Source organism: Streptomyces sp. NPDC005863 (assembly GCF_042871345.1).
GTDB lineage: Bacteria > Actinomycetota > Actinomycetes > Streptomycetales > Streptomycetaceae > Streptomyces.
Genome location: NZ_JBIAII010000003.1, coordinates 357170 through 377335, shown reverse-complemented (window position 1 = coordinate 377335; position 20166 = coordinate 357170). Strand labels below are relative to the sequence as shown.

At 73.4% G+C, this 20166-nt stretch carries 20 protein-coding genes and 1 pseudogene; 9 read left to right on the top strand and 12 right to left on the bottom strand.

What is annotated here, in order from left to right; translation table 11 throughout:
* Positions 1-41: 41 nt before the first annotated feature.
* A complete protein-coding gene (locus tag ACFYO9_RS14080) occupies positions 42-782 on the bottom strand; it encodes a hypothetical protein (protein WP_358773037.1) in 741 nt (246 codons plus the stop codon).
* A gap of 161 nt (positions 783-943) precedes the next feature.
* Between ACFYO9_RS14080 and ACFYO9_RS14075 the strand changes: the two are divergent.
* Positions 944-1876 (top strand): annotated as a pseudogene (locus ACFYO9_RS14075) (phosphotransferase family protein).
* 11 nt (positions 1877-1887) lie between these two features.
* Here ACFYO9_RS14075 and ACFYO9_RS14070 read toward each other — a convergent pair.
* From ACFYO9_RS14070 to ACFYO9_RS14060, 3 genes are all read right to left on the bottom strand, one after another.
* Positions 1888-2688: a class I SAM-dependent methyltransferase gene (locus ACFYO9_RS14070; protein ID WP_358773035.1), complete on the bottom strand. Its 801-nt coding sequence runs from the start codon at positions 2686-2688 to the stop codon at positions 1888-1890.
* A 19-nt stretch (positions 2689-2707) separates the two neighbouring features.
* Positions 2708-3007 (bottom strand): MazG-like family protein, encoded by a 300-nt coding sequence (locus ACFYO9_RS14065; protein ID WP_358773313.1) that lies wholly within the window; start codon positions 3005-3007, stop codon positions 2708-2710.
* A 1233-nt stretch (positions 3008-4240) separates the two neighbouring features.
* Positions 4241-4798, bottom strand: coding sequence for a DoxX family membrane protein (locus ACFYO9_RS14060; RefSeq protein WP_358773034.1), 558 nt, complete (start codon positions 4796-4798; stop codon positions 4241-4243).
* 157 nt (positions 4799-4955) lie between these two features.
* Here ACFYO9_RS14060 and ACFYO9_RS14055 point away from each other — a divergent pair, with 157 nt between their 5' ends.
* On the top strand, positions 4956-5279 hold the full coding sequence (locus tag ACFYO9_RS14055) for a nuclear transport factor 2 family protein (RefSeq protein ID WP_358773032.1): 324 nt from the start codon (positions 4956-4958) through the stop codon (positions 5277-5279).
* Between the two features lie 141 nt (positions 5280-5420).
* Here the strand turns inward: ACFYO9_RS14055 and ACFYO9_RS14050 are convergent, their stop codons facing one another.
* Positions 5421-5891 carry a lamin tail domain-containing protein gene (locus tag ACFYO9_RS14050; protein ID WP_358773030.1) on the bottom strand — a complete coding sequence of 157 codons (471 nt, stop codon included), beginning with the start codon at positions 5889-5891 and terminating at the stop codon, positions 5421-5423.
* A 135-nt stretch (positions 5892-6026) separates the two neighbouring features.
* On the bottom strand, positions 6027-6800 hold the full coding sequence (locus ACFYO9_RS14045; RefSeq protein ID WP_358773028.1) for an SDR family oxidoreductase: 774 nt from the start codon (positions 6798-6800) through the stop codon (positions 6027-6029).
* A gap of 133 nt (positions 6801-6933) precedes the next feature.
* Between ACFYO9_RS14045 and ACFYO9_RS14040 the strand changes: the two genes are divergently transcribed.
* From ACFYO9_RS14040 to ACFYO9_RS14025, 4 genes are all read left to right on the top strand, one after another.
* Positions 6934-8568 (top strand): alkaline phosphatase D family protein, encoded by a 1635-nt coding sequence (locus ACFYO9_RS14040; protein WP_358773026.1) that lies wholly within the window; start codon positions 6934-6936, stop codon positions 8566-8568.
* A gap of 78 nt (positions 8569-8646) precedes the next feature.
* Positions 8647-9936 (top strand): multidrug effflux MFS transporter, encoded by a 1290-nt coding sequence (locus tag ACFYO9_RS14035; protein ID WP_358773024.1) that lies wholly within the window; start codon positions 8647-8649, stop codon positions 9934-9936.
* On the top strand, positions 9891-11066 hold the full coding sequence (locus tag ACFYO9_RS14030; protein ID WP_358773022.1) for a serine hydrolase domain-containing protein: 1176 nt from the start codon (positions 9891-9893) through the stop codon (positions 11064-11066). The genes ACFYO9_RS14035 and ACFYO9_RS14030 overlap by 46 nt, the downstream gene beginning before the upstream one ends.
* Positions 11067-11195: 129 nt before the next feature.
* Positions 11196-12242 carry a small ribosomal subunit Rsm22 family protein gene (locus ACFYO9_RS14025; RefSeq protein ID WP_358773020.1) on the top strand — a complete coding sequence of 349 codons (1047 nt, stop codon included), beginning with the start codon at positions 11196-11198 and terminating at the stop codon, positions 12240-12242.
* A gap of 16 nt (positions 12243-12258) precedes the next feature.
* Here the strand turns inward: ACFYO9_RS14025 and ACFYO9_RS14020 are convergent, their stop codons facing one another.
* A complete protein-coding gene (locus tag ACFYO9_RS14020) occupies positions 12259-12744 on the bottom strand; it encodes a hypothetical protein (protein WP_358773018.1) in 486 nt (161 codons plus the stop codon).
* A gap of 189 nt (positions 12745-12933) precedes the next feature.
* Between ACFYO9_RS14020 and ACFYO9_RS14015 the strand changes: the two genes are divergently transcribed.
* Positions 12934-14934 carry a glycoside hydrolase gene (locus tag ACFYO9_RS14015; RefSeq protein ID WP_358773016.1) on the top strand — a complete coding sequence of 667 codons (2001 nt, stop codon included), beginning with the start codon at positions 12934-12936 and terminating at the stop codon, positions 14932-14934.
* Here the strand turns inward: ACFYO9_RS14015 and ddaH are convergent.
* Together ddaH and ACFYO9_RS14005 are read right to left on the bottom strand one after the other, a co-directional pair.
* Entirely contained in the window at positions 14931-15824 is an 894-nt protein-coding gene (gene ddaH / locus ACFYO9_RS14010; protein ID WP_358773312.1) for a dimethylargininase, read from the bottom strand. The two genes, ACFYO9_RS14015 and ddaH, sit on opposite strands and share 4 nt — an antisense overlap.
* A 128-nt stretch (positions 15825-15952) precedes the next feature.
* Positions 15953-16135, bottom strand: coding sequence for a DUF6243 family protein (locus ACFYO9_RS14005; protein ID WP_355817481.1), 183 nt, complete (start codon positions 16133-16135; stop codon positions 15953-15955).
* A 160-nt stretch (positions 16136-16295) separates the two neighbouring features.
* On the opposite strand from ACFYO9_RS14005, the gene ACFYO9_RS14000 reads away from it, so the two are divergent.
* Positions 16296-16934 carry a TetR/AcrR family transcriptional regulator gene (locus tag ACFYO9_RS14000; protein ID WP_355817483.1) on the top strand — a complete coding sequence of 213 codons (639 nt, stop codon included), beginning with the start codon at positions 16296-16298 and terminating at the stop codon, positions 16932-16934.
* Here the strand turns inward: ACFYO9_RS14000 and ACFYO9_RS13995 are convergent.
* Positions 16915-17751 carry a glycerophosphodiester phosphodiesterase gene (locus ACFYO9_RS13995; RefSeq protein WP_355817486.1) on the bottom strand — a complete coding sequence of 279 codons (837 nt, stop codon included), beginning with the start codon at positions 17749-17751 and terminating at the stop codon, positions 16915-16917. The genes ACFYO9_RS14000 and ACFYO9_RS13995 overlap by 20 nt on opposite strands.
* Positions 17752-17919: 168 nt before the next feature.
* Between ACFYO9_RS13995 and ACFYO9_RS13990 the strand changes: the two genes are divergently transcribed.
* Positions 17920-18657 (top strand): bifunctional DNA primase/polymerase, encoded by a 738-nt coding sequence (locus tag ACFYO9_RS13990; protein WP_355817489.1) that lies wholly within the window; start codon positions 17920-17922, stop codon positions 18655-18657.
* Between the two features lie 69 nt (positions 18658-18726).
* Here ACFYO9_RS13990 and ACFYO9_RS13985 read toward each other — a convergent pair whose 3' ends face one another.
* Positions 18727-19713, bottom strand: coding sequence for a hypothetical protein (locus ACFYO9_RS13985; protein ID WP_358773015.1), 987 nt, complete (start codon positions 19711-19713; stop codon positions 18727-18729).
* Positions 19714-19783: 70 nt separating this feature from the next.
* The gene (locus ACFYO9_RS13980; RefSeq protein WP_355817494.1) at positions 19784-20122 is read right to left on the bottom strand and encodes a hypothetical protein; all 339 of its coding nucleotides are present in this window, start codon (positions 20120-20122) and stop codon (positions 19784-19786) included.
* Positions 20123-20166: the final 44 nt, after the last annotated feature.

Genomic DNA, 20166 nt, shown 5'->3' with positions numbered 1-20166 from the left:
AGGGGCTGAGGGCGGCGCCCCATTGCCGGGCGCCGCCCCCCTCACACGGCGACCAGCGGCCGCCAATACTGCTCCGCGCCCTCGTCCCGTACGACGAAACCGAGCCCCCGCACCGTCTGCGCCAGGTCCCCCGTGTCCCGCGGTGCCTTCCTCCGCAGCGCCGCCTTGCGTGCCGCGAGGAGTGCGTGGACCTCCGCGGGCAGGTCGGGGGTGCCGGGGATCCAGCGGCGGAACAGGGCGGCGTGCGGGTCGGAGTCGTGCCAGGGGTAGCCGTGGGCGCGGAAGGCGGCGGCGACCGCGGCGGCGCGTGCGCTGTGCTCGCCGCGCGCGAGCTCGCCCGAGTCCCGGTCCAGGAGGACCAGGTGCTTGCCGTCGAGGAACACCGCCGAGACGTCAGCCCGTTCGTAGGTCCGCGTCCGGTCGTTCCGTTCGACGCGCACCCGCTCGTCGGTCACCGTCAGCTTCATCGTCTCGGCGAGCGCCAGGAAGGCGAGGACGAGCCCGGCGACGAGCCCGACGGCCATGACGACGGCGGTCTGCCACGGCGCGTCGAGCCGCCCGACGAACTCGACGCCGGAGCGCCACGGCAGCACGGGCGACCCGGACGCCCAGCGGGCGAGCCGCGGCAGCGCGAGCCCGAGCAGCAGCCCGAGGGCCGGCAACCCGCAGACCAGCAGCAGCAGATCACCCCGCGGATGCCCGAGTTCCGTGCCCCTGTCGCCGGTCTTTCCGTCGTCGGTCGTGCCACCGGTCCTGCTGTGCCCGCTGCCCGGCATCGGCATCTCGTGGACTCCGTTCCACCCCGTGACGCCGACCGGGCGGCCGTCGTGGCCGCCGGCCGCCGCCGGTCGTCTGTCCCACGACGCTAGGAGCCGTGGACCGCCCCGCGCAGCCGCCGAAAGTCGCTCGCCGCCCTACTTCGGTAGCGGTTACGGTGCCGGTCATGCTGCCCGAGGTGAACACGGACGAGGAGTGGGACCGCGTCGTCGGTGACGAGGCGATCATGCGGCCCGCCGTCGAGGACCTGTGCGCCCGGCTCGGTCTCGCCGGTGCGCCGCTGACCCGCTTCCCGGCGGGCTCCCAGCCGGTCTACGCCGTCGGTGACGCGCACGTGCTCAAGCTCTTCCCCGGCGCCGCCGCCCGGGACGGCATCGCCGAGGCCCGCGTGCTGCGCCACCTGGCGGGCCGCCTCCCCCTCGCCACGCCGCGGGTGCACGACGCGGGACCGTACGAGAACGGCTGGCGGCACATCTTGATGTCCCGCCTGCCCGGCGAGGACCTCGCCGTCGCCTGGCCGCGCATCCCGCGCGCCGGCCGGGAGCGGATCGTCGCCGAGGCCGCCGGGACCCTCGCCGCGCTGCACGCACTCGACCCCGCGCCGCTCGCCGACGCCCTCGGCCCCGCCGACTGGAGCGGGTTCGTCGCGGAGCAGCGTGCGGGGGTGGTGGAGCGGCAGCGCGCCCTGGGGCTCGCGGAGCACTGGCTGGCGCAGATCCCCGCCTTCCTCGACGCGGCCCCGCCGCACGACAGGACCAGACCGATCTAACCCGCCCTGCTCCATACGGAGTTCATGCGGGAGCATCTTTTCGTCGAGCCGGGCGCCGGGCGGCGGCTCACCGGGCTCCTCGACTTCGAGCCGGCGATGATCGGCGACCGGGCCTACGACTTCGTGGCCGTCGGCCTCTACGTCACCCGCGCCGAACCGGGACTGTTCGACCTCTTCACGAAGGAATACGGCCGGACGTTCGACCCGCGTGAACTTCTCGCCTACACCCTGCTCCACGTGTACGGGAACCTCTCCCGGTACCTGCGGGAGCTGCCCGCGCCGCCCGAACCGACCCTCGGCGCGCTCGCCGAGACCTGGTTCGGGCGGTAGCCGCGTCGTACTCAGCCCACCGGCTCCACCGGCCCCACCGGCCCCACCGGCACCAGCGTCAGATACGCGATGCCGAGCACCCCGCGATAGCCGCGCAGCCAGGACGTGCGCTGGGCGTCCACGCGCTCGCGGGTCTCCGCGGCCAGCGGGTGGCCGGGGTGCGTGGCGAGCCACTCCTCGACGTCGGAGCGGTAGCCCGACTCGAACTCCTCCCACTCCTCCGCGCTCGCCGTCTCCACCCACTGCGGGCGGAACCCGGCCGCGATCGCCGCGTCCACCAGATCCCCCAGGTACAGGCACTCCCCGGCGTCGGCGTCCGGCCACATCCCGGCGAGTTCCCGCGGCGTCGGCTCGCGCTGCCAGAAGCCCTCGCCGAGCAGGACGCGACCGCCCGGGTTCACCAGGCGGCGCAGCACGTGCAGCGCCTCGACGGTCGCGCGGGGCGGTGGGGCGGAGCTGAGGGCGTGGCTCGCGCTGAGGCACATCACGAGGTCGGCGGGGCCGCGCGCGGTGTCCGTCGCCGACTCCTCGGCGAAGACGGCCCGTTCGCTGAGCCCGCGCTCCTTCGCCGCCGCGCGGCCGCGCTCGACGTCCTCGGCCTTCAGGTCGACGCCGACTCCGGTGGCCTCCGGTACGGACTCCAGGACCCGGAGCAGCAACTCGCCCCAGCCGCAGCCGAGATCGAGCACGGTACGGGGGCCTGCGGCGGCCAGCCGGTCGACGATGCGGTGCGCACGGGGCTCGGAGAGCGGGCCGTGGAAGGCGAGGCGGGTGAGGCGGGGCGGCCCGTCGGCGGCGGTGGAAGTGGTCATGACCGGCGACGGTATGCCGTCAACCCGTGGGCGGCGAAACGATTTTGGCGCGCGCGTCGACGTGGCGCAGGTGGGCGGCGAGGACGGCGGCCGCGTCCGGGGTGAGGGTGCGCAGGGCGACCATGGCCGTGACGATGACGTCGCAGAGTTCGGACTGCACGTCGTCCCAGGTGTGGGTGGTGCCCTTGCGGGGATTCTGCCCGGTGGCACCGATGACCGCCTCCGCGACCTCACCGACCTCCTCCGAGAGCTTCAACATCCGCAGGAGAAGGGCTTCTTGGGGCTCCCGATGATTGTGCGAGTCAAGCCACGCGTGCAGCCGTTCGACGGTGTCCCACGGGTCCTGGCGGGGCGCCTCGGGCGTGGGGGGTGCCTCCGGGGCGGGGGTCGCCCCGGGCGTGCGGGTTGCGTCGGGCGTGCGGGGCGCCTCCGGCGTGGGGGTCGCTTCGGGAGTGCGGGTCGCTCCGGGCGTGCGGGTTGCGTCGGGCGTGCGGGGCGCCTCCGGCGTGGGGGTCGCTTCGGGAGTGCGGGTCGCTCCGGGCGTGCGGGTTGCGTCGGGCGTGCCCTGCTCGTCGTCCATGGGCCGCAGCGTGCCATGGTGGGGGTCGACGGGGCGAGGTGATGGCAGACGCGCCGCCGACTCGGTGAGACGCCGGCCCCTCCTCGACAGCGTCTCGCGTCCACCGCCTGCCCTGCCCTGGGCGGAGTTGGGTGCCCTGCTCGGGCGGGGGCGCCCCGGCGCCCGTGGGCCCCGCCCGCAGCGTCGCGCTGCTCGCCCCGGGGCTCGCGGGTTCGGCTGAGGGCGTCCCGCGTCAGCCCCTGCCTCTCGTACCCCTGCCTCTCGTACGGGAGTGGCCGTACGTCCCGCGCTGTGCTGCTCGGCCCGGAGCCCTGGGCTCGCAAGCTCAGGTGAGGGCGTCTCGCGTCTGCAGGCTGTCCCCGTAGGGGAGCCGCCGTATGCCGTGGGTCGCGCTGCTCGGTCCAGGGGGCGCCCCGGGCTCGCGGGCTCAGCTGGCAGCTCTCGCGTCAGCCCCGGACCTCGTACGGAAGCGACCGTAAGCCGCGCATCGCGGGCCCGCGCGGGGCGTACGCCCTGGCCGGTCGGGGCCCCGCCGAGGGCGTCTCGCGGTCGTACGCGCCGCGTCGCACCGCCTGGGGGCGGGGGCCGCCCTGCCCTGCCGGGGCCCTCGCCGAGCGCGTCGCCCGACCGTGAGCCGCGCGCCGTGCAATCCGTGCGGGGGACCGCCCTGGCCGGCGCCTGGTCTCGCCGGGAGCGTCTCGCGAACGTACGCAATGCGCCGCGCACCGCCCCCGCGCGGGGTCCGCCCTCGCCGCCCGGCGCCTCGCCGGGCGCCTCTCTCGACCCGTAAGCCGCGCGCCGTGCAATCCGTGCGGGGGACCGCCCTGGCCGGCGCCTGGTCTCGCCGGGAGCGTCTCGCGAACGTACGCAATGCGCCGCGCACCGGCCCCTCGCGGGGTCCGCCCTCGCCGCCCGGCGCCTCGCCGGGAGCCTCTCCCCGACCCGTAAGCCGCGCGCCGCGCCTCGCGGGCCTCACCCCTCCGGCGTCCCGCCGTCCTCCTCCGCCGCGCGGACGTTCCTCATCCTTGCTCCCAGGGTCGCGAGTACGCCCACCGCCGTGCCTGCCAGTGCGGCCGGGACCATCCAGGCGCGGTCCAGGGTGTGGCCGAGTGCGTGGTCGGCGGAGTAGCGGCCGGGGCCCGCGACGGCCAGGGCCGCCGCGACCATGCCGAGGTAGGCCGGGTACTCGTAGCCACCGCCCTGGCTGAAGAACCCGTTCGGCGTGTGCACGGCCGTGGCGCCGGCCATCGCGCCCGCCGCCGCGGAGCCCGCCGCGGGCGTCGCGAGCCCGAGGGCGAGCAGCAGTCCGCCGCCCGCCTCGGCCAGCCCCGCCATGAGCGCGTTCAGGCGGCCCGGCGCGTATCCGACGGACTCCATGAAGGCGCCGGTGCCCTCGATGCCGCCGCCGCCGAACCAGCCGAACAGCTTCTGGCCCCCGTGCGCGACCAGCACGCCGCCGGTGCCCGCGCGGAGCAGCAGCAGTCCCAGGTCACGTCGGTCCAGGCAGGAGCAGGACGAGAAGGTGGTCATGGGGAACTCCCGGTTCGGCCCCTCGGCGGGGTGGCGGCTGCGTCCGCCTCCACCGTCCACCGGTCCCGCACCGGCCACCCGGCCCACGGGGCCGTACGGGTGACGCGCGGTGTGCGCCGCGGTGGCGCACCGGACCGCCCGGTGTGAACGTGGGCCCATGAGCATCCAGGTAAACCGGCTCGGCGACCCCACGGTCCGGGCCTTCGTCACCGCGGTGAACTCCCACGACAAGCCCGCCTTCGAGGCCGTGCTCACGCCGGGTGCCACGATGGCCGACGACGGCACCGACCGGGACGTCGCCGACTGGGCGGACCGCGAGATCTTCTCGTCCAACGGCCACATGGACGTCGAGTCGGAGTCGGACGGCGGCCGGGCGCTGCTCGTGACGTACCGGAACGACACGTGGGGCGAGATGCGGACGAAGTGGCGGTTCACCGTCGACGGCGACCAGGTCACCCGCTTCGAGACGGGCCAGGCCTGACCGCCGTCGTTCAGGACGGGACGGGATCACAAGGGACGGGAACACACGGGACGGGGCCCAGGCGTTCGGGACGGGCCGGGCCCGGCCGCTTCGCGCGGCGCCGGGCCCGGCCCCGTCCCTTCCCCTCCCCTGTGACAGTGGTCAGTGGCAGTTCTGGTGGCCCGAGCCGACCCGCGACCACGCGCAGGAGTCCTGCTGCGCGCCGCTCGGCTTGATGAGGCGCGCCTTGTCGCCGTCGTTGTTCCAGACGTAGTTGGTCCGGCCCCAGTAGCGCACGCCGGAGGCGTTGCCGCCCTTGCCGGTGCGGACCTTGACGGTCTTGCCGGCGCCGATCTTGTAGCTGCCGAAGGTGTACGTGTAGCCGGTGTCGTCCTTCAGCTTGTAGCCCTTGAGCTGGACCGCGGAGCGGCCGTTGTTGTGGATGTTGACCCACTCCGCGTTCAGCGAGGAGTTCGAGCGGGTGTCCCGGCCCGGGCTGTCGTACTGGATGTAACCGAGGTGCAGCCCGCCCTGGTGGCTCGCGGTCGCCGCCGACGCGGGGGACACGGCGAGCAGGGACACCGACAGGGCGGTGGCGGCGAGGACGGCGGGGGCCGCGGTGCGTATGCGCAAGGAGTGCTCCAAGTGTGAAGTTCTCGTGGAGAGGAGCCGAGCATACGGGGATCACCGTCCCCTTTTGCTGCGGTAGCTCCCATTCCACTTGTGGAGATTTACACACCGCGCTTCCGTGTCGCCAGGCGCGCGGCGTTAACCCCGCCCGATGTACGGCATGTTGGTCGCCAGCACCGTCGCGAACTGCACGTTCGCCTCCAGGGGCAGCTCCGCCATGTGCCGCACCGTGCGCGCCACGTCCGCCACGTCCATCACCGGCTCGCTCGCCAACTCGCCGTTGGCCTGCGGGATTCCGGCCTGCATGCGCTCGGTCATGTCGGTCGCCGCATTGCCGATGTCGATCTGTCCCACCGCGATCCGGTACGGCCTGCCGTCCAGGGAGAGCGACTTGGTCAGACCGGTCAGGGCGTGCTTCGTCGTCGTGTACGCCACCGAGTGGGGGCGCGGCGCGTGCGCCGAGATGGATCCGTTGTTGATGATCCGGCCGCCCTGCGGGTCCTGCTCCTTCATCAGCCGGAAGGCGGCCTGCGCACACAGGAACGCGCCGTTGAGGTTGGTGTCGACGACGTGCCGCCACGCGTCGTAGGGGAGCTCCTCCACCGGGACACCGCCGGGACCGAACGTGCCCGCGTTGTTGAAGAGGAGGTCCAGGCGGCCGAAGTCCTCGCGTACCCGGGCGAAAAGGGCGGCCACGTCGTCGGGGCGCGCCACGTCCGTCCGTACGACCGAGGTCGCGCCGTCCTTCGCCGACGCGAGGGCGGCCGTCTCCTCCAGCGTCTCGGGGCGGCGGCCGGCGAGCGCCACCGACCAGCCCGCGGCGAGCAGTTCGAGGGCGACGGCGCGGCCGATGCCGGAGCCCGCGCCGGTCACCACGGCCGTCTTCGATGGGGCAGTTTGCCATGCGTTCATGGCCCCGCAGCGTACGGGAGGGGCGTCCACGCGGACATCATCCGCCCGCCATGCGGCTGTTGTGTACGTGACAGGCTGACGTCGTCCCCCGGGACTTGCATCCCCCTGACAGCAATCGTCAGGGGAGGGCCACATGACACCCGCAGGCCAGCACCACGCACCCGAGATCCGCGCCGCCGCCCGCCACCTGGGCCGCCGCCGGTTCCTCACCGTCACCGGCGCCGCCGCCGCGCTCGCCTTCGCCACCAACCTGCCCACCGCGGGCGTCGCGGGCGCCGCGGAGCTCGACGCCCGGCGCATCCGGAAGAACCCCTTCACCCTCGGCGTCGCCTCCGGTGACCCGCTGCCCTCCTCGGCCCTGCTCTGGACCCGGCTCGCCCCGGCCCCCTACGAGCCCGGCGGCGGCCTGCCCCAGGAGCGCGTCACCGTCCGGTGGGAGCTCGCCCACGACGCCCGGTTCCGGCGCGTCGCCAGACGCGGCACCGTCACCGCGCACCCCGAGTTCAACCACGCCGTGCACGTCGAGGCGGACCACCTGGACGCCGGCCGCACGTACTACTTCCGGTTCAGGACCGGCAGCTGGGTCAGCGAGACCGGCCGCACCCGCACCGCGCCCGCCCCCGGCAGCAGGCCGGGCGGGCTCACCCTCGCCGCCGTCTCCTGCCAGGCGTACCACGACGGCTACTTCACCGCGTACAAGCACCTGGCGCAGGACGACGTCGACGTCGTCTTCCACCTCGGGGACTACCTGTACGAGTACGCGGTCAACGCCACCGGCGGCGCCCGCGGCTACACCGACCGCACGCTGCCCGCCCACTTCAACAAGGAGACGCAGACGCTGGAGGACTACCGGCTGCGGTACGCCCTCTACAAGTCCGACCCCGACCTGCGCGCCGCCCACGCCGCACACCCCTTCGTCGTCACCTGGGACGACCACGAGACCGAGAACAACTACGCCGGCGACGTCTCCGAGAACGACGACCCTCCCGGCGAGTTCCTGCTCCGCCGCGCCGCCGCCTACCGGGCGTACTGGGAGAACCTCCCGCTGCGCCGCCCGCAGCTGCCGAGCGGGCCCGACGCCCAGCTCTACCGGCGCCTGGTCTGGGGCCGCCTCGCCCAGTTCGACATCCTCGACACCCGCCAGTACCGCTCCGACCAGGCGTACGGCGACACCGCCCACGTCCCCGGCGCCGAGTCGGACGACCCGGCGCGCACCATCACCGGCGCCACCCAGGAGCGCTGGCTCCTCGACGGCTGGCGGCGCTCGCGCGCCCAGTGGAACGTCGTCCCGCAGCAGGTCACCTTCTCCGAGCGCAGGCTCGACCTCAACGCGCGGGCGAAGCTCTCCATGGACGCCTGGGACGGCTACCGCGCCTCCCGCAAGCGGGTCCTCGCCGGCGCGCGGGCCGCGGACCTGGACAACCTCATGGTCCTCACCGGCGACGTGCACGTCGGCTACGCCTTCGACATCAAGGCCGACTTCGACGACCCGTCCTCCAGGACCGTGGGCACCGAGATCGTCGCCACCTCCATCGCGAGCGGCAAGGACGGCGCGGACAAGCCGGCCAACTGGGACACCTACACCAAGGCCAACCCGCACCTGAAGTTCTACAACGGCCGCCGCGGCTATGTCACCGTCGCCCTCGGCCGCGAGGCCGCACGGGCCGACTTCAAGACGGTCTCGGCGGTCACGACGCTGGGAGCCCCGATCAGGACGGCGGCGTCCTTCGTGACGGAGGCCGGCGACCCCGGGCTGAAGCCGGCCTAGTCCCCGCGGAACCTGTCCGTACCACCCACCCCGGCCTGCGACCATGGAGAGGCATACGCAGCGACTGGGAGGGGCAGGATGCCTGAGCTCGGACAGGGCACGCGGACACATCCGATACCGAAGGCGGCGGAGCCACCGGGCCCCGCCGCCCTCCGCCGTACCGGCGCCCTCGTCACGCTCGTCCTCGGCGGCCTCACCGCCGTCCCCGCGCTCTCCATGGACATGTACCTGCCGGCCCTGCCGCAGGTCACCGACGCCCTGCACTCCCCGGCCGCCACCGTCCAGCTGACCCTGACCGCCTGCCTCATGGGCATGGCGCTCGGCCAGCTCGTCGTCGGCCCGATGAGCGACAAGTGGGGCCGCCGCCGCCCCCTCCTCATCGGCCTGCTCGTCTACGTCGTCGCCACCGCGACCTGCGCCTTCGCCCCCAACGCCGAGCTCCTCATCGGCTTCCGGCTGCTGCAGGGCCTAGCCGGTTCGGCCGGCATCGTGATCGCCCGCGCCGTCGTCCGCGACCTGTACGACGGCATGGAGATGGCCCGCTTCTTCTCCACCCTCATGCTGATCTCCGGCGTCGCCCCCATCGCCGCGCCCCTCATCGGCGGCCAGGTCCTGCGCTTCACCGACTGGCGCGGCATCTTCGTCGTCCTCACCGCCGTCGGCACCGCGCTGACCCTGCTGGTCTGGCGGCGGCTGCCCGAGACCCTCGCCCCCGAGCGGCGGCACAGCGGCGGCACCGTCGAGGCGCTGCGGACCATGCGCACGCTCCTCGCCGACCGCGTCTTCACCGGCTACATGGTCGCGGGCGGCTTCGCCTTCGCCGCGCTCTTCGCGTACATCTCCGCCTCGCCCTTCGTGATCCAGGAGATCTACGGCGCCTCCCCGCAGACCTTCAGCCTCCTCTTCGGCGTCAACTCCGTCGGACTGATCGCCGCGGGCCAGCTCAACGGCAAGGTCCTCGTCGGCAGGGCCAGCCTGAACAAGGTCCTCGCCGTCGGCCTCACGCTGATCGCGGCCGCCGCGACGGCGCTGCTGCTGATGACGGCCGGGGTCTTCGGCGACGTCGGCCTGTTCCCCGTCGCCGCCGGGCTCTTCGTCCTCATGTCGTCGATGGGCGTCACCATGCCCAACACCCAGTCCCTCGCGCTGACGCGCACCCCGCACGCCGCGGGCTCCGCGTCCGCGCTGCTCGGCACCTCCTCCTTCCTGGTCGGGGCCATCGCATCGCCGCTCGTCGGCATCGCGGGCGAGGACACCGCCGTCCCGATGGCCGTCGTCCAGCTGGCCTGTGCGCTGGCGGCCCTCGCCTGCTTCGTGGGACTGTGCCGCCCCTGGCAGCACCGGCCCACACAGGAGGCGGACCACTGAGCGCACCCAGGCTCCTGCGCCCCGGCTCGCCCGACCGGGCGGGCCTCGACCCCGACGAGATCGGGCGGCTCGTCGCCGACGTGCGCGACCTGACCCGCGGGAAGCGCCCCTGGTGCGCCGGCGCCGTGGTCGTCGCGGGCCGCGGCCCCGTCGTCGCGGCCGAGGAGGCGGCGGGCTGGGCGGTGCGCCACGCCGCGTACGACCCCGAGAGCGACACCGGCGTCGAGCTGCCCCGCGAGTGGCGGGTGCCGATGCGCACCACCACCCCCTTCGACCTGGCCTCGCTCACCAAGCTCTTCACCACGGTGGCCGCGGTGCAGCAGCTGGAGCGCGGCACGCTCGGCATCGACGCGCTCGTCGGGGCGTACGTCCCCGAGTTCACCGCCGCCGCCGAGCACGGCGTCACCGTCCGCCAGCTGCTCACGCACACCTCCGGCCTTCGGCCCGAACTGCCGCTGTACGACTGCCCCGACGACGCCGCGCGCCTCGCCGCCCTGCGCGCCGAGGCCCCGGTCACCGCGCCCGGCGACTACGTCTACTCCGACCTGAACATGCTGCTGCTCCAGCGCGTCCTGGAGCGGCTCACCGGGCGCCCCCTCGACGTCCTGGTCCGCGAGGGCATCACCCGGCCGCTCGGGATGACCGCCACCGGCTTCGGACCGCGCCCCGACGCCGCCGCCACGGAGGACCAGCGCACCCCCTGGGCCAAGGCCGACCGGGGCATGCTGCGCGGCACGGTCCACGACGAGAACGCCTGGGCGCTCGGCGGCGTCGCGGGGCACGCGGGCCTCTTCTCCACCGCGGGCGACCTGGCGGTGTTCTGCCGCACGCTGCTGTGCGGCGGCAATTACGGCCGGGCCCGCATCCTCGGCCCCGACTTCGTCGAGCTGATGCTGGCGGAGCCGGGCCTCGGCTTCCGCATCGACCAGCCGTGGTTCATGGGGGAGCTGGCGGGGCGCGGGGCGGCCGGGCACACCGGCTTCACCGGCACGTCCCTCGTCCTCGACCCGGCGACCGACACCTTCCTGGTGCTGCTCGCGAACACGGTGCACCCGCGGCGCAGGCCCGCCGACAACGGGCCGCGCGCGGCGGCGGGCACCCGGCTGGCGCGGGCGGCGCGGGGGCGGTAGCGCGTAGCGCGCCCGGGCGCGTGGGGGCCGGCGCCGGGTCGGTGCTGGGGCCTGCGCCGGGGCGGTGGCGCGGGGGCGTCCGCCGTCCCTCCAGCCCCCCGGCCCCCCGGGCCCCCGTAGACTCACGGGGTGAACGCCCCGATCCCCCCGGCAGCCCCCGCCGCCCCGGCCCAGACCCTGCGCGCCGCCCTCGCCGGACTCCTGGACGGCCTGCCGCCCAAGCAGGCGACCCAGGCCGTCGACCGGCTGATCGCCAACTACCGGGGCCGCACCCCGACCGACGCCCCGATCCTGCGCGACCGCGCGGACGTCGTCGCGTACGCGGCGTACCGCATGCCCGCGACCTTCGAGGCGGTCCGCTCCGCACTGGCCGCGCTCGCGGACGCCGCGCCCGCGGACTGGGCGCCGGGCAGCCATGTGGACGTGGGCGGCGGGACCGGCGCGGCGACCTGGGCGGTCGCCGCGACATGGGCGGGGGAGCGGCCGGTGACGGTCCTGGACTGGGCCGACCCGGCGCTGGCGCTCGGCCGTGAACTGGCGGGCGCGACCCCGCAGTTGAGCGGCGCCCGCTGGCAGCGCTCTCGGATCGGAGCGGCGCTCACCATCGAGAGCACCGATCTCGTCACGGTGTCGTACGTGCTCGGGGAGCTGACGGAGGCCGACCGGGGTTCGGTCGTCGACGCCGCGGCCGACGCGGCCGCGCAGGCGGTCGTCATCATCGAGCCGGGCACCCCCGACGGCTACGCCCGGATCATCGCGGCCCGCGACCGGCTGATCGCGCGGGGCTTCCGCATCGCCGCGCCCTGCCCGCACAGCGCCGCCTGCCCCATCGAGCCCGGCACGGACTGGTGCCACTTCTCCGCGCGGGTGAGCAGGTCGTCCCTGCACCGCAAGGTCAAGGGCGGCTCACTGGCGTACGAGGACGAGAAGTTCAGCTATGTCGCGGCGGTCCGCTTCGACGCGGACCCGGCGCCCTCCCGCGTGGTGCGCCGCCCGCAGATCCGCAAGGGCCAGGTCCTCCTCGACCTGTGCGGGGCCGAGGAGGTCCTGCGCAAGGAGACCGTGACCAAGCGCCACGGCCCCCTCTACCGCGCGGCCCGCGACACGGACTGGGGCGACGTGTGGCCGCCCCCGTCCGCGTCCGGGCCTTCGTCCGGGCCGCCGTCCGGAGACTGAGTCCCGGACCGTCGGCTCACGCGCCCCAGGTGCCCTGGTTGACGGCGCAGTTCCATCCGGTCCCGTGCACGGCGAACTTCACCTTGTAGGACCTGGTGTTCAGCAGGTGGGTGCGGACCTTGACGCCGAGCTTGGCCTTGCCCGCGAGGCTCTTGTCGTAGACCGAGACGGTCTTCGTCGTCCTGCGGGTGACCTTGCCGCCGGTCGGCGTGGCCTTGCCGAAGCGGATGTTCTTGACGTTGGTCACCGTGAACGTGACGTTCTTGATGGTCTTCGTGCTCTTGTTCTTCAGCCCGAAGTACAGCCCGCCGTTGGTCACCCAGCCGTTCCGGTCGATCTGGAAACGGGACGTGTAGACGATGTCGATCGGGCAGCCGCTGACGGCCCGCGGCGAGGCCTTCGGCGCGGACGGGCCGCTGGTCGCGGAAGCGGACCCGGCGAGCCCGAGCTGAGCGGCGGTGAGCGCCCCCGCGGTCGCGAGGACGGCGGCGGACGTGCGCATACGGTTCACTGCGCTGATACCTCTTCTTCCCCCTGGGCCCCGGTGGACCCAACTGTTTGGTTGTGGTGCTGCGTTCGCACAGGACGGTCTTGCACCCGTGCGTCCGTATTGTTAGCACGTCCTCGGCCACCTGGCTGAACTGCCCCTCTTCTTAGAAGGTTCTTAGGGGCGGTGACTATTCAGTTCTCCATGCCCACCAAGAGCAGCTCTCCAGGTCACGCCCGCAGGCGGTCGGAGACCCGTTTCCTCTCCCTGTCCATCGCGCTCGCGGTCGTCGCGGCCGGCGCCACCACGTACGCCTTCACCGCCGGCGCCGAGCAACCGCACGGCAAGCAGGTCGAGTTGGCGCTCGACGGCGGTACGGCCGTCGTCGACACCGCCTCCCTCGCCGTACGCGCCCACACCCGGGGCGGCCGCGACCTCACCCTCTCCGACGCCGCGGGCACCGACCTCGGCGCGCCGGGCCCGGTCCGCCGGCACGGCAGGGGCGAGGCGCGCTGGAGCTATCCCGAGCACGGCATCGACGTCACCGCCCGCACCGACCACGGCCGCCTCTCCCTCAAGCTGAAGGCCGACCGGTACACCTCCGTCAGCTGGCCCGTCACCGGCACCGACGCCACCGCGTCCGCGCTCCAGCTGCCGCGCGGCGAGGGCCTGGACGTCCCCGTGAAGGACGCCTTCTGGACCACCGGCAAGGGCGGCCTCGGCGGCAGCACCGTCGACGTCGGCGCCGACCTCACCCTGCCGCTGTGGGGCTACTCCCTGGGCGGCAAGGCCGGCGTCAGCTACCTCACCCCCACCGACATCGGCACCACCCTCGGCTTCACCACGCCCGGCGGCCGGCTGCGCACCACCGCGCAGCATGCCTTCGACCGGGGCGAGGGCACCCGCGACTACTCCGTCACCTTCGCCCTGACCGACGGCAACCCGGTGGCCCCCGCCGCCGACTACCGCTCCTACCTCGCCGAGCGCGGACAGCTCGGCAGCCTGAAGCGGAAGATCGCGAAGAACCCCGCCACCGGCAAGCTCCTCGGCGCCTTCCACGCCTACACCTGGGGCGACGCCCGCAAGGCCCCCGCCGTCGAGCAGCTCAAGAAGCTCGGCGTCGACCGGATGTGGCTCGGCTACGACGGCAAGCCCTACCCGGACCGGGCGGCGGTGGCCGCGGCGAAGAAGGCGGGCTACCTGACCGGCCCGTACGACTCCTTCGCCAACGGCCAGGACCCGAAGTCCGCCGACGCCCCGAACGCGATCTGGCCCGGCACCGTCTACCCGGACTTCTGCGTCCGCGACGCCGAGGGCAAGCCGGAGACCGGCTTCGGCGGCCGGGGCTGCTACCTCAGCTCCGCCGCCTTCGAGAAGGCCGAGCCCCGCAAGCACTACCTCGCCGAGCGCACCCGCTCGATGGTCGCCAACGGCTCCGACAGCTACTTCCTCGACGTCGACGCCACCGGCGAGCTCTTCCGCGACCACGGCAAGCGCCACCGGATGACCAAGGCCGAGGACCGCGCCCACCGCCTGGCGCGGATGCGGCGCATCGCGGGCACCGGCCTCGTCCTGGGCTCCGAGACGGCGCAGGCCTGGGCGAACGAGCCGCTCGCCTTCGACCACGGCGGCGCCACCCCGGTCGCCGACGGCATGTGGAAGCTCCAGAAGGACCGCGAGAAGTGGGGCGGTTACTACCCGGAGGAGGCCCCCGGCATCTTCTTCAAGCCGGTCGACCTGCCCGCCGATCTCGCCAAGGCGATGTACGACCCGCGCCACCGCGTCCCGCTCTACGAGACCGCGCTGCACGGCTCGCTGGTCAACACCGAGCGCTGGGAGATCTCCTACGAGAAGCTGCCGCGGCAGAAGACCGCCCGCGCCCTGCTCGCGATGCTGTACAACACCCCCCTCAACTACGTCCTCGACGGCCCGTCGCTGAAGCAGCACGGCACCGAACTGGCCGCCCTGCAGAAGTACTTCGAGCCCCTGCACAAGGCCGCGGGCACCGAGCCCCTCACCTCCTTCCGGCGCCTGACCGCCGACAGCACGGTCCAGCGCACGGTGTTCGGCAAGGGCACGCTGACGGTGACCGCGAACTTCGGCACCAAGGCGCACGACGGGCTGCCCGGCGGCTGCGTCGACGCCCGCCTGAAGGGCGACGACGCGCCGCGCCGGCTCTGCCCGGCGAAGCTGCACGCGAACTAGCCGCGCAGCTCCTGGGTGCAGCACTTCACGCTGCCGCCGCCCTTGAGCAGTTCGCTCAGGTCCATGGGGACGGGAACGTAGCCGCGCTCGCGCAGCGGCCGGAAGAGGCCCGCCGCGGCCTGCGGGAGCAGGACGTTGAGCCCGTCGGACACGGCGTTGAGCCCGAGCGCCACGGCGTCGGGCTCCTCGGCGATCAGCGCGTCGGGGAAGAGCCGGCGCAGGACCGCGCGGCTGCCGGGCGAGAAGGCGGGCGGGTAGTACATGACCTCGTCCGCGGCGTCGTCCAGGACGGCGAGCGCGGTGTCCAGGTGGTAGTAGCGCGGGTCGATCAGGTCGAGCCCGATCACCGGGCGGCCGAAGAACTCCTGGGCCTCGCCGTGCGAGAGCGGGCTGGCCCGGAAGCCGCGCCCGGCCAGGACGTAGGAGGCGGTGACCGCGAAGTCGCCCTCGCCCTCGTTGATGTGAGCCGGTTCGTGGATCTCGGTGAAGCCGTGCGCGCGGAACCACTCCAGGTGGGCCGCGGCCTCCGGCTCCCGCTCGCGGTAGGCGAAGCGCGCGCCGAGCACCCGGCCGCCCACGACGGTCGCGCCGTTCGCCGCGTAGACCATGTCCGGCAGGTCGGGCCGGGGGGTGAGCTCCTCGACGGTGTGGCCGAGGGCCCGGTACCGGTCGCGCAGGTCCTCCCACTGGGCGAGCGCGAGGGGGACGTCGACCGGCTTGGCGGGGTCCATCCAGGGGTTGATGGAGTAGGTGACCTTGAAGTGTGCCGGTGGGCACATCAGATAGCGCCGGGGTGTGGCGCACCGAGGAGAGCGAGGATTACGGGACAAAGAAGGCTCCTCACGTACCGCAGGACAGCTGCCGCCCTTGGTGGGGCAGTTGATGCCCATAGTGCGGTGCGAGGAGCCCTCTTTGCTGTGAACCGAACGGGTGGTTGCGGAGATGGTCATCCGGGCGCCGCCGTCCGGACCACCCCGGGCGCCGCCGTCCGGACCACCCCGGCCGCCCCGTCCGCGGTTCACCGTCCGCCGTGCGTCTCGCGTCCCTCCCGCAGCTTGCGCAGCAGCTCGCGCTTCTGTTCCTGGGGGCTGAGCGCGTTGCCGGCCCGGCCGCCGCGGCCCGCGCCGCGCAGCGCGGCACGGGAGAGGTTGCTGCGGGTGCCGCCGACGCCCAGCATGTTTCCGGATCCGCCTCGGGTCATGGTGTGCCTCCCGTTCTTCGTGGAGCGGCCGGGTCTCCTGTGGTCGGAAGGACCCCGCCTCGGCGAGACGGTTCGTCTCGCTTCGGACTCCACTATGAACGAGACGACGCGTCTCGTCAAGACGGTACGTCTCGGTTCGGTCGCTGCTACATTCGACGGCATGGCCCAGAAAACCGCCCCGGACTCCACGCGCCGCAGCGAACGCTCGCGCCGCGCGATCTACGACGCAGCCCTCGCCCTCGTCGACGAGGTCGGTTACGCCAAGCTGACGATCGAGGCCATCGCGGCCCGCGCCGGCGTCGGCAAGCAGACGATCTACCGCTGGTGGCCGTCGAAGGGCGCCGTCCTGCTCGACGCCTTCCTCGACCTAGGCGAGCAGGCGGCCCGGGAGGCGGGCGAGAAGGCCGGCTCCGAGGAGATCGAGACCGAGATCCCTGACACCGGGGACCTCGCGGCCGACCTCAAGTTCGTGATGCGGGCCATCGTCGACGAGTTCAACGACTCCAAGTACGACGCCCCCTACCGCGCCCTCGCCGCCGAGGGGCTGCTCCACCCGGAGCTGGGCGCCGAGTTCGTCGAGAAGCTCCTGGAGCCGCAGCTCCAGCTCTTCGTGACCCGGGTCCGGCGGGCCCAGGACGCGGGCCAGGTCGGCCCGGAGATCGACCCCCGCATCGCGCTCGAACTGTGGGCCAGCCCGATCGCCCAGCGCTGGCTGATGCGCTCGGGCCCGCTCACCCACGCGTACGCCGACACCCTCGTCGACTACGCCCTGCACGGGATCATGCGGCGCCCTTCCTGACCGGCGTCCGCGAGAGCAGGCCGGGGGCGTCCGTGATCACGCCGTTGCAGCCGAGCCGGAGCACCCGGTCGCGCTGTTTCGCGGTGGTCACGGTGTGCGCCCACACCCGCGGGATGCCCGAGTTCACCGCACGTACCAGATCGCCGTCGCGCGCCTTGTAGTCGACGTCCAGGACGTCCACGAACGGCGCCCAGCCCGCCGGCCGGTCCGTGCGCATCTGCCGCTTGGAGCGCCACAGCTGGGCCAGCAGCCCCAGCTGGTGCGCGCGCAGGGCCACCGCTGGGCTGTTGGTGTTCACGAAGACCGAGCGGGTCAGCCTGCGGGACCGGATGAGCCGGGCGAGCGGCTTGAGGCTCCGCGGGTCCTTGGCCTCCAGCATCAGCATGATCCGCCCGCCGAAGCGGTCGAGGACCTCCGCCACCGTCGGCGGCCGCTCCGGGCGCCAGTGGCCGGGCAGCGAGGCCCCCGGACGCAGCCGCACGCCCAGCCAGTCCCACCGGTCGAGGCGGCGCACCGGCCCCGTGGAGAACGTGGTCCGGTCCAGGGTGTCGTCGTGCATGACCACCAGGGTGTCGTCGCGCAGTATCCGGGTGTCGAAGTCGATGACCTGCGCGGTGCCGCGTTCGTACGCCGTCACCAGGCCCGACATGCTGTTCTCCGGAACCTCCAGGGCCCCGCCGCGGTGCGCCGTGTAGACCACGCGGGGGAGCGCGTCGACGGTCAGGGGGCCGCCGCCCCACTCGATCGGGGTGAGGAAACCGTTCGGTGCCGTGAGGGTCAGCGCCGTGAGGCCCGTCAGGACAGTCCTAATGACCATGACGACCACGGTAGGCGGGAAAATCACTATTTCAACCGGAATGACGCGCGATGGGGCCCGCCACCGGCCCCGCCCCGGCCACCCCGGATGTGGGCTCCGGCCCCCCGAGGCGCAGGATGGTGGGACCATGGGTCATGCTTTCGGCACAACGGCGAGGTGAGGGGCTAGATGGGCGCGGAGTTCGGCAGCCGGTCCGGCGGACAGGGCAAATTTTCCCAGTGGCTGCGTCGCCGCCCCAAGGACACGTCCGGGGATGACCGGGCCCGCGAGGACCTGCTGCTCTCCGCCGCGGCGGCCGGACTGCCGCTCGCCCCGGCCGCGTATCCGTCGGGGTACCGATGTTCCTGCGACCGCATCGGCTGCCCCACACCCGCCCGGCACCCCGTCTCCTTCGCCTGGCAGACGCAGTCCACGACCGACCGCGGCCAGATCGAGCGATGGGCCCGGCACCAGCCGCAGGCCAACTTCATCACCGCGACCGGCATGATCCACGACGTCCTCGACGTCCCGCTCGACGCCGGTCTGGAGGCCCTGGAGCGGCTGCTCGCCGCGGGCATCGAGGTCGGGCCCGTCGCGGAGTCGGGCGGCAGCAACGGCCAGAGCCGGCTGCTCTTCTACACCGCCACCCGCGGCACCCCCGAGGACGAGGACGAGTGGTGGCCCTGCGAGCTCGACTGCCACCCCGAGACGATGGACGAGCACCCGGGCCTGCGCTGGCACTGCCGCGGTTCGTACGTACTGGTGCCGCCCGCCCGGCTCCCCGACGACCGTGAGGTGCGCTGGCTGCGCGGCCCCGAGCATCCGCTGCCGGACCCGCTGACGCTCCTGGAGACGCTCACCGACGAGTGCGCCCGGGTCGCGGGCCAGCCCCAACAGGACGTCGCCGCCTGGCCGTTGCGGGGCTGACGAGACGGACCGGGGTGACGGGGTCGATACGGGTCACCGCGGGCCCGCCGTCTCCCGGCCCCGGCGTGCCTACTCGCCCTTGGCGCCCGTCAGGCCCTGGATGCGGCTGAGGAAGGCCACCTTGCCGCCGTCGGACCTCTTCGGGTCGACGACCACCTGGTTCGACACCCGGTCGAGCAGCAGGGTCTGCCGCACCTCGCCCTTGAGCAGGGCCTTCGCGTCCGCGTCGACCTTCGGGCTGAGCCCCTTGAACGCCGTCTGCTTCTCGAAGTGGCGCGTGGAGAAGAACACCATCGCGCCGCCGTCCACGGTGCGCAGCCCCAGCGGGGCGAACGAGCCGCCGTTCGCCGGCTCGTCGACGTACTGCACGGCCAGCCCCGCCCGCTTGGAGTTCTTGTCGCGGAACGCCTTCCAGACCGAGGTGTGGGGGCCCGGCGCGAAGGAGTCACCCCCCGACTTCAAGTACGAGGTGTACTCCGCCCCGAGCTTGGCGGGGGGCAGCGCGAGATCCTTCGCGGAAGCGTCCACCGGCTCGGCGAACCCGTCCGCGTCCTTCTTCAGCTCCGGCAGCTTCTTCGGCGACACCAGGTTCAGATAGGTGGCCCGCCACAGCTCGTCGGGGCCGCCCTTGGTGAACACCCAGAGCCAGCGCAGGTCCGAGCGGCGGTTGGCCTTCGTGTCGGCCACGAACCAGCGCGGCCAGCCCGCCTTCTTGGGGATGGTGTAGCTGACGTCGGTCAGCTCAAGAGGCACGTGCCGGGGGTTGCCGTCGGGGTGCTGCACGTGCCGGGAGCGCAGGCCGCCCTGGTTGATGGCGCCCAGCGGGCCGGTGATGCGTGCGGCGTCGGCGGACGGCTCGAAGGTCTTGTCCGCCTTGTTGTACGCGGCGAGGAAGTCCTTGAGCGCGCGGGCCGCCTCGGACTTGGTGGCCGCGGGCACCACCTCGCGCTCGCCGTGCACGGTCACGCAGCCGCTCGCCGACAGCGCCAGAGCGGTCACCGCCGCCGACGCCACGAGAGGCCGCTGGAGACCGCCGACCCTGCGAAGTCTGCTCATCGGAATTCCGTCACCTACCCCTTCCCGGGGCCGAACCTTATCGGGCCCGGGAAAGGGCCTGTGGCTCGGGTCAGCTCTCCTGGAGGAGCATGCCGTCGACCCAGCCGCGCTTGCTGGTGCCCGGCAGGTCGCCGTAGTACCACTGGGTGCCGCGCTTGACCGTGTAACAGCGGACGTAGACCTGGTCGAACCACTGCAGGCGCTTGACCTTGCTGTAGCTGCCGCCGGGGCCCGAGTGCGCGGTGGCGCCCACGTTGATGACCATCATGTTGTGGTTCTTGACGTTCTTGGTGCAGGCGCTGCCGCCGACCGCGGAGGCCGTGGGGGCGGTCATGAGGGAGACGCCGAGTGCCACGGCGGTCGCCGCGGTCAGCGTGGCGAGGCTCTTCCCGAAACGGGAGGTGTGCATGGGGGGATCCTCAGAGATCGGACAACGGGTCAACGAAGATCATA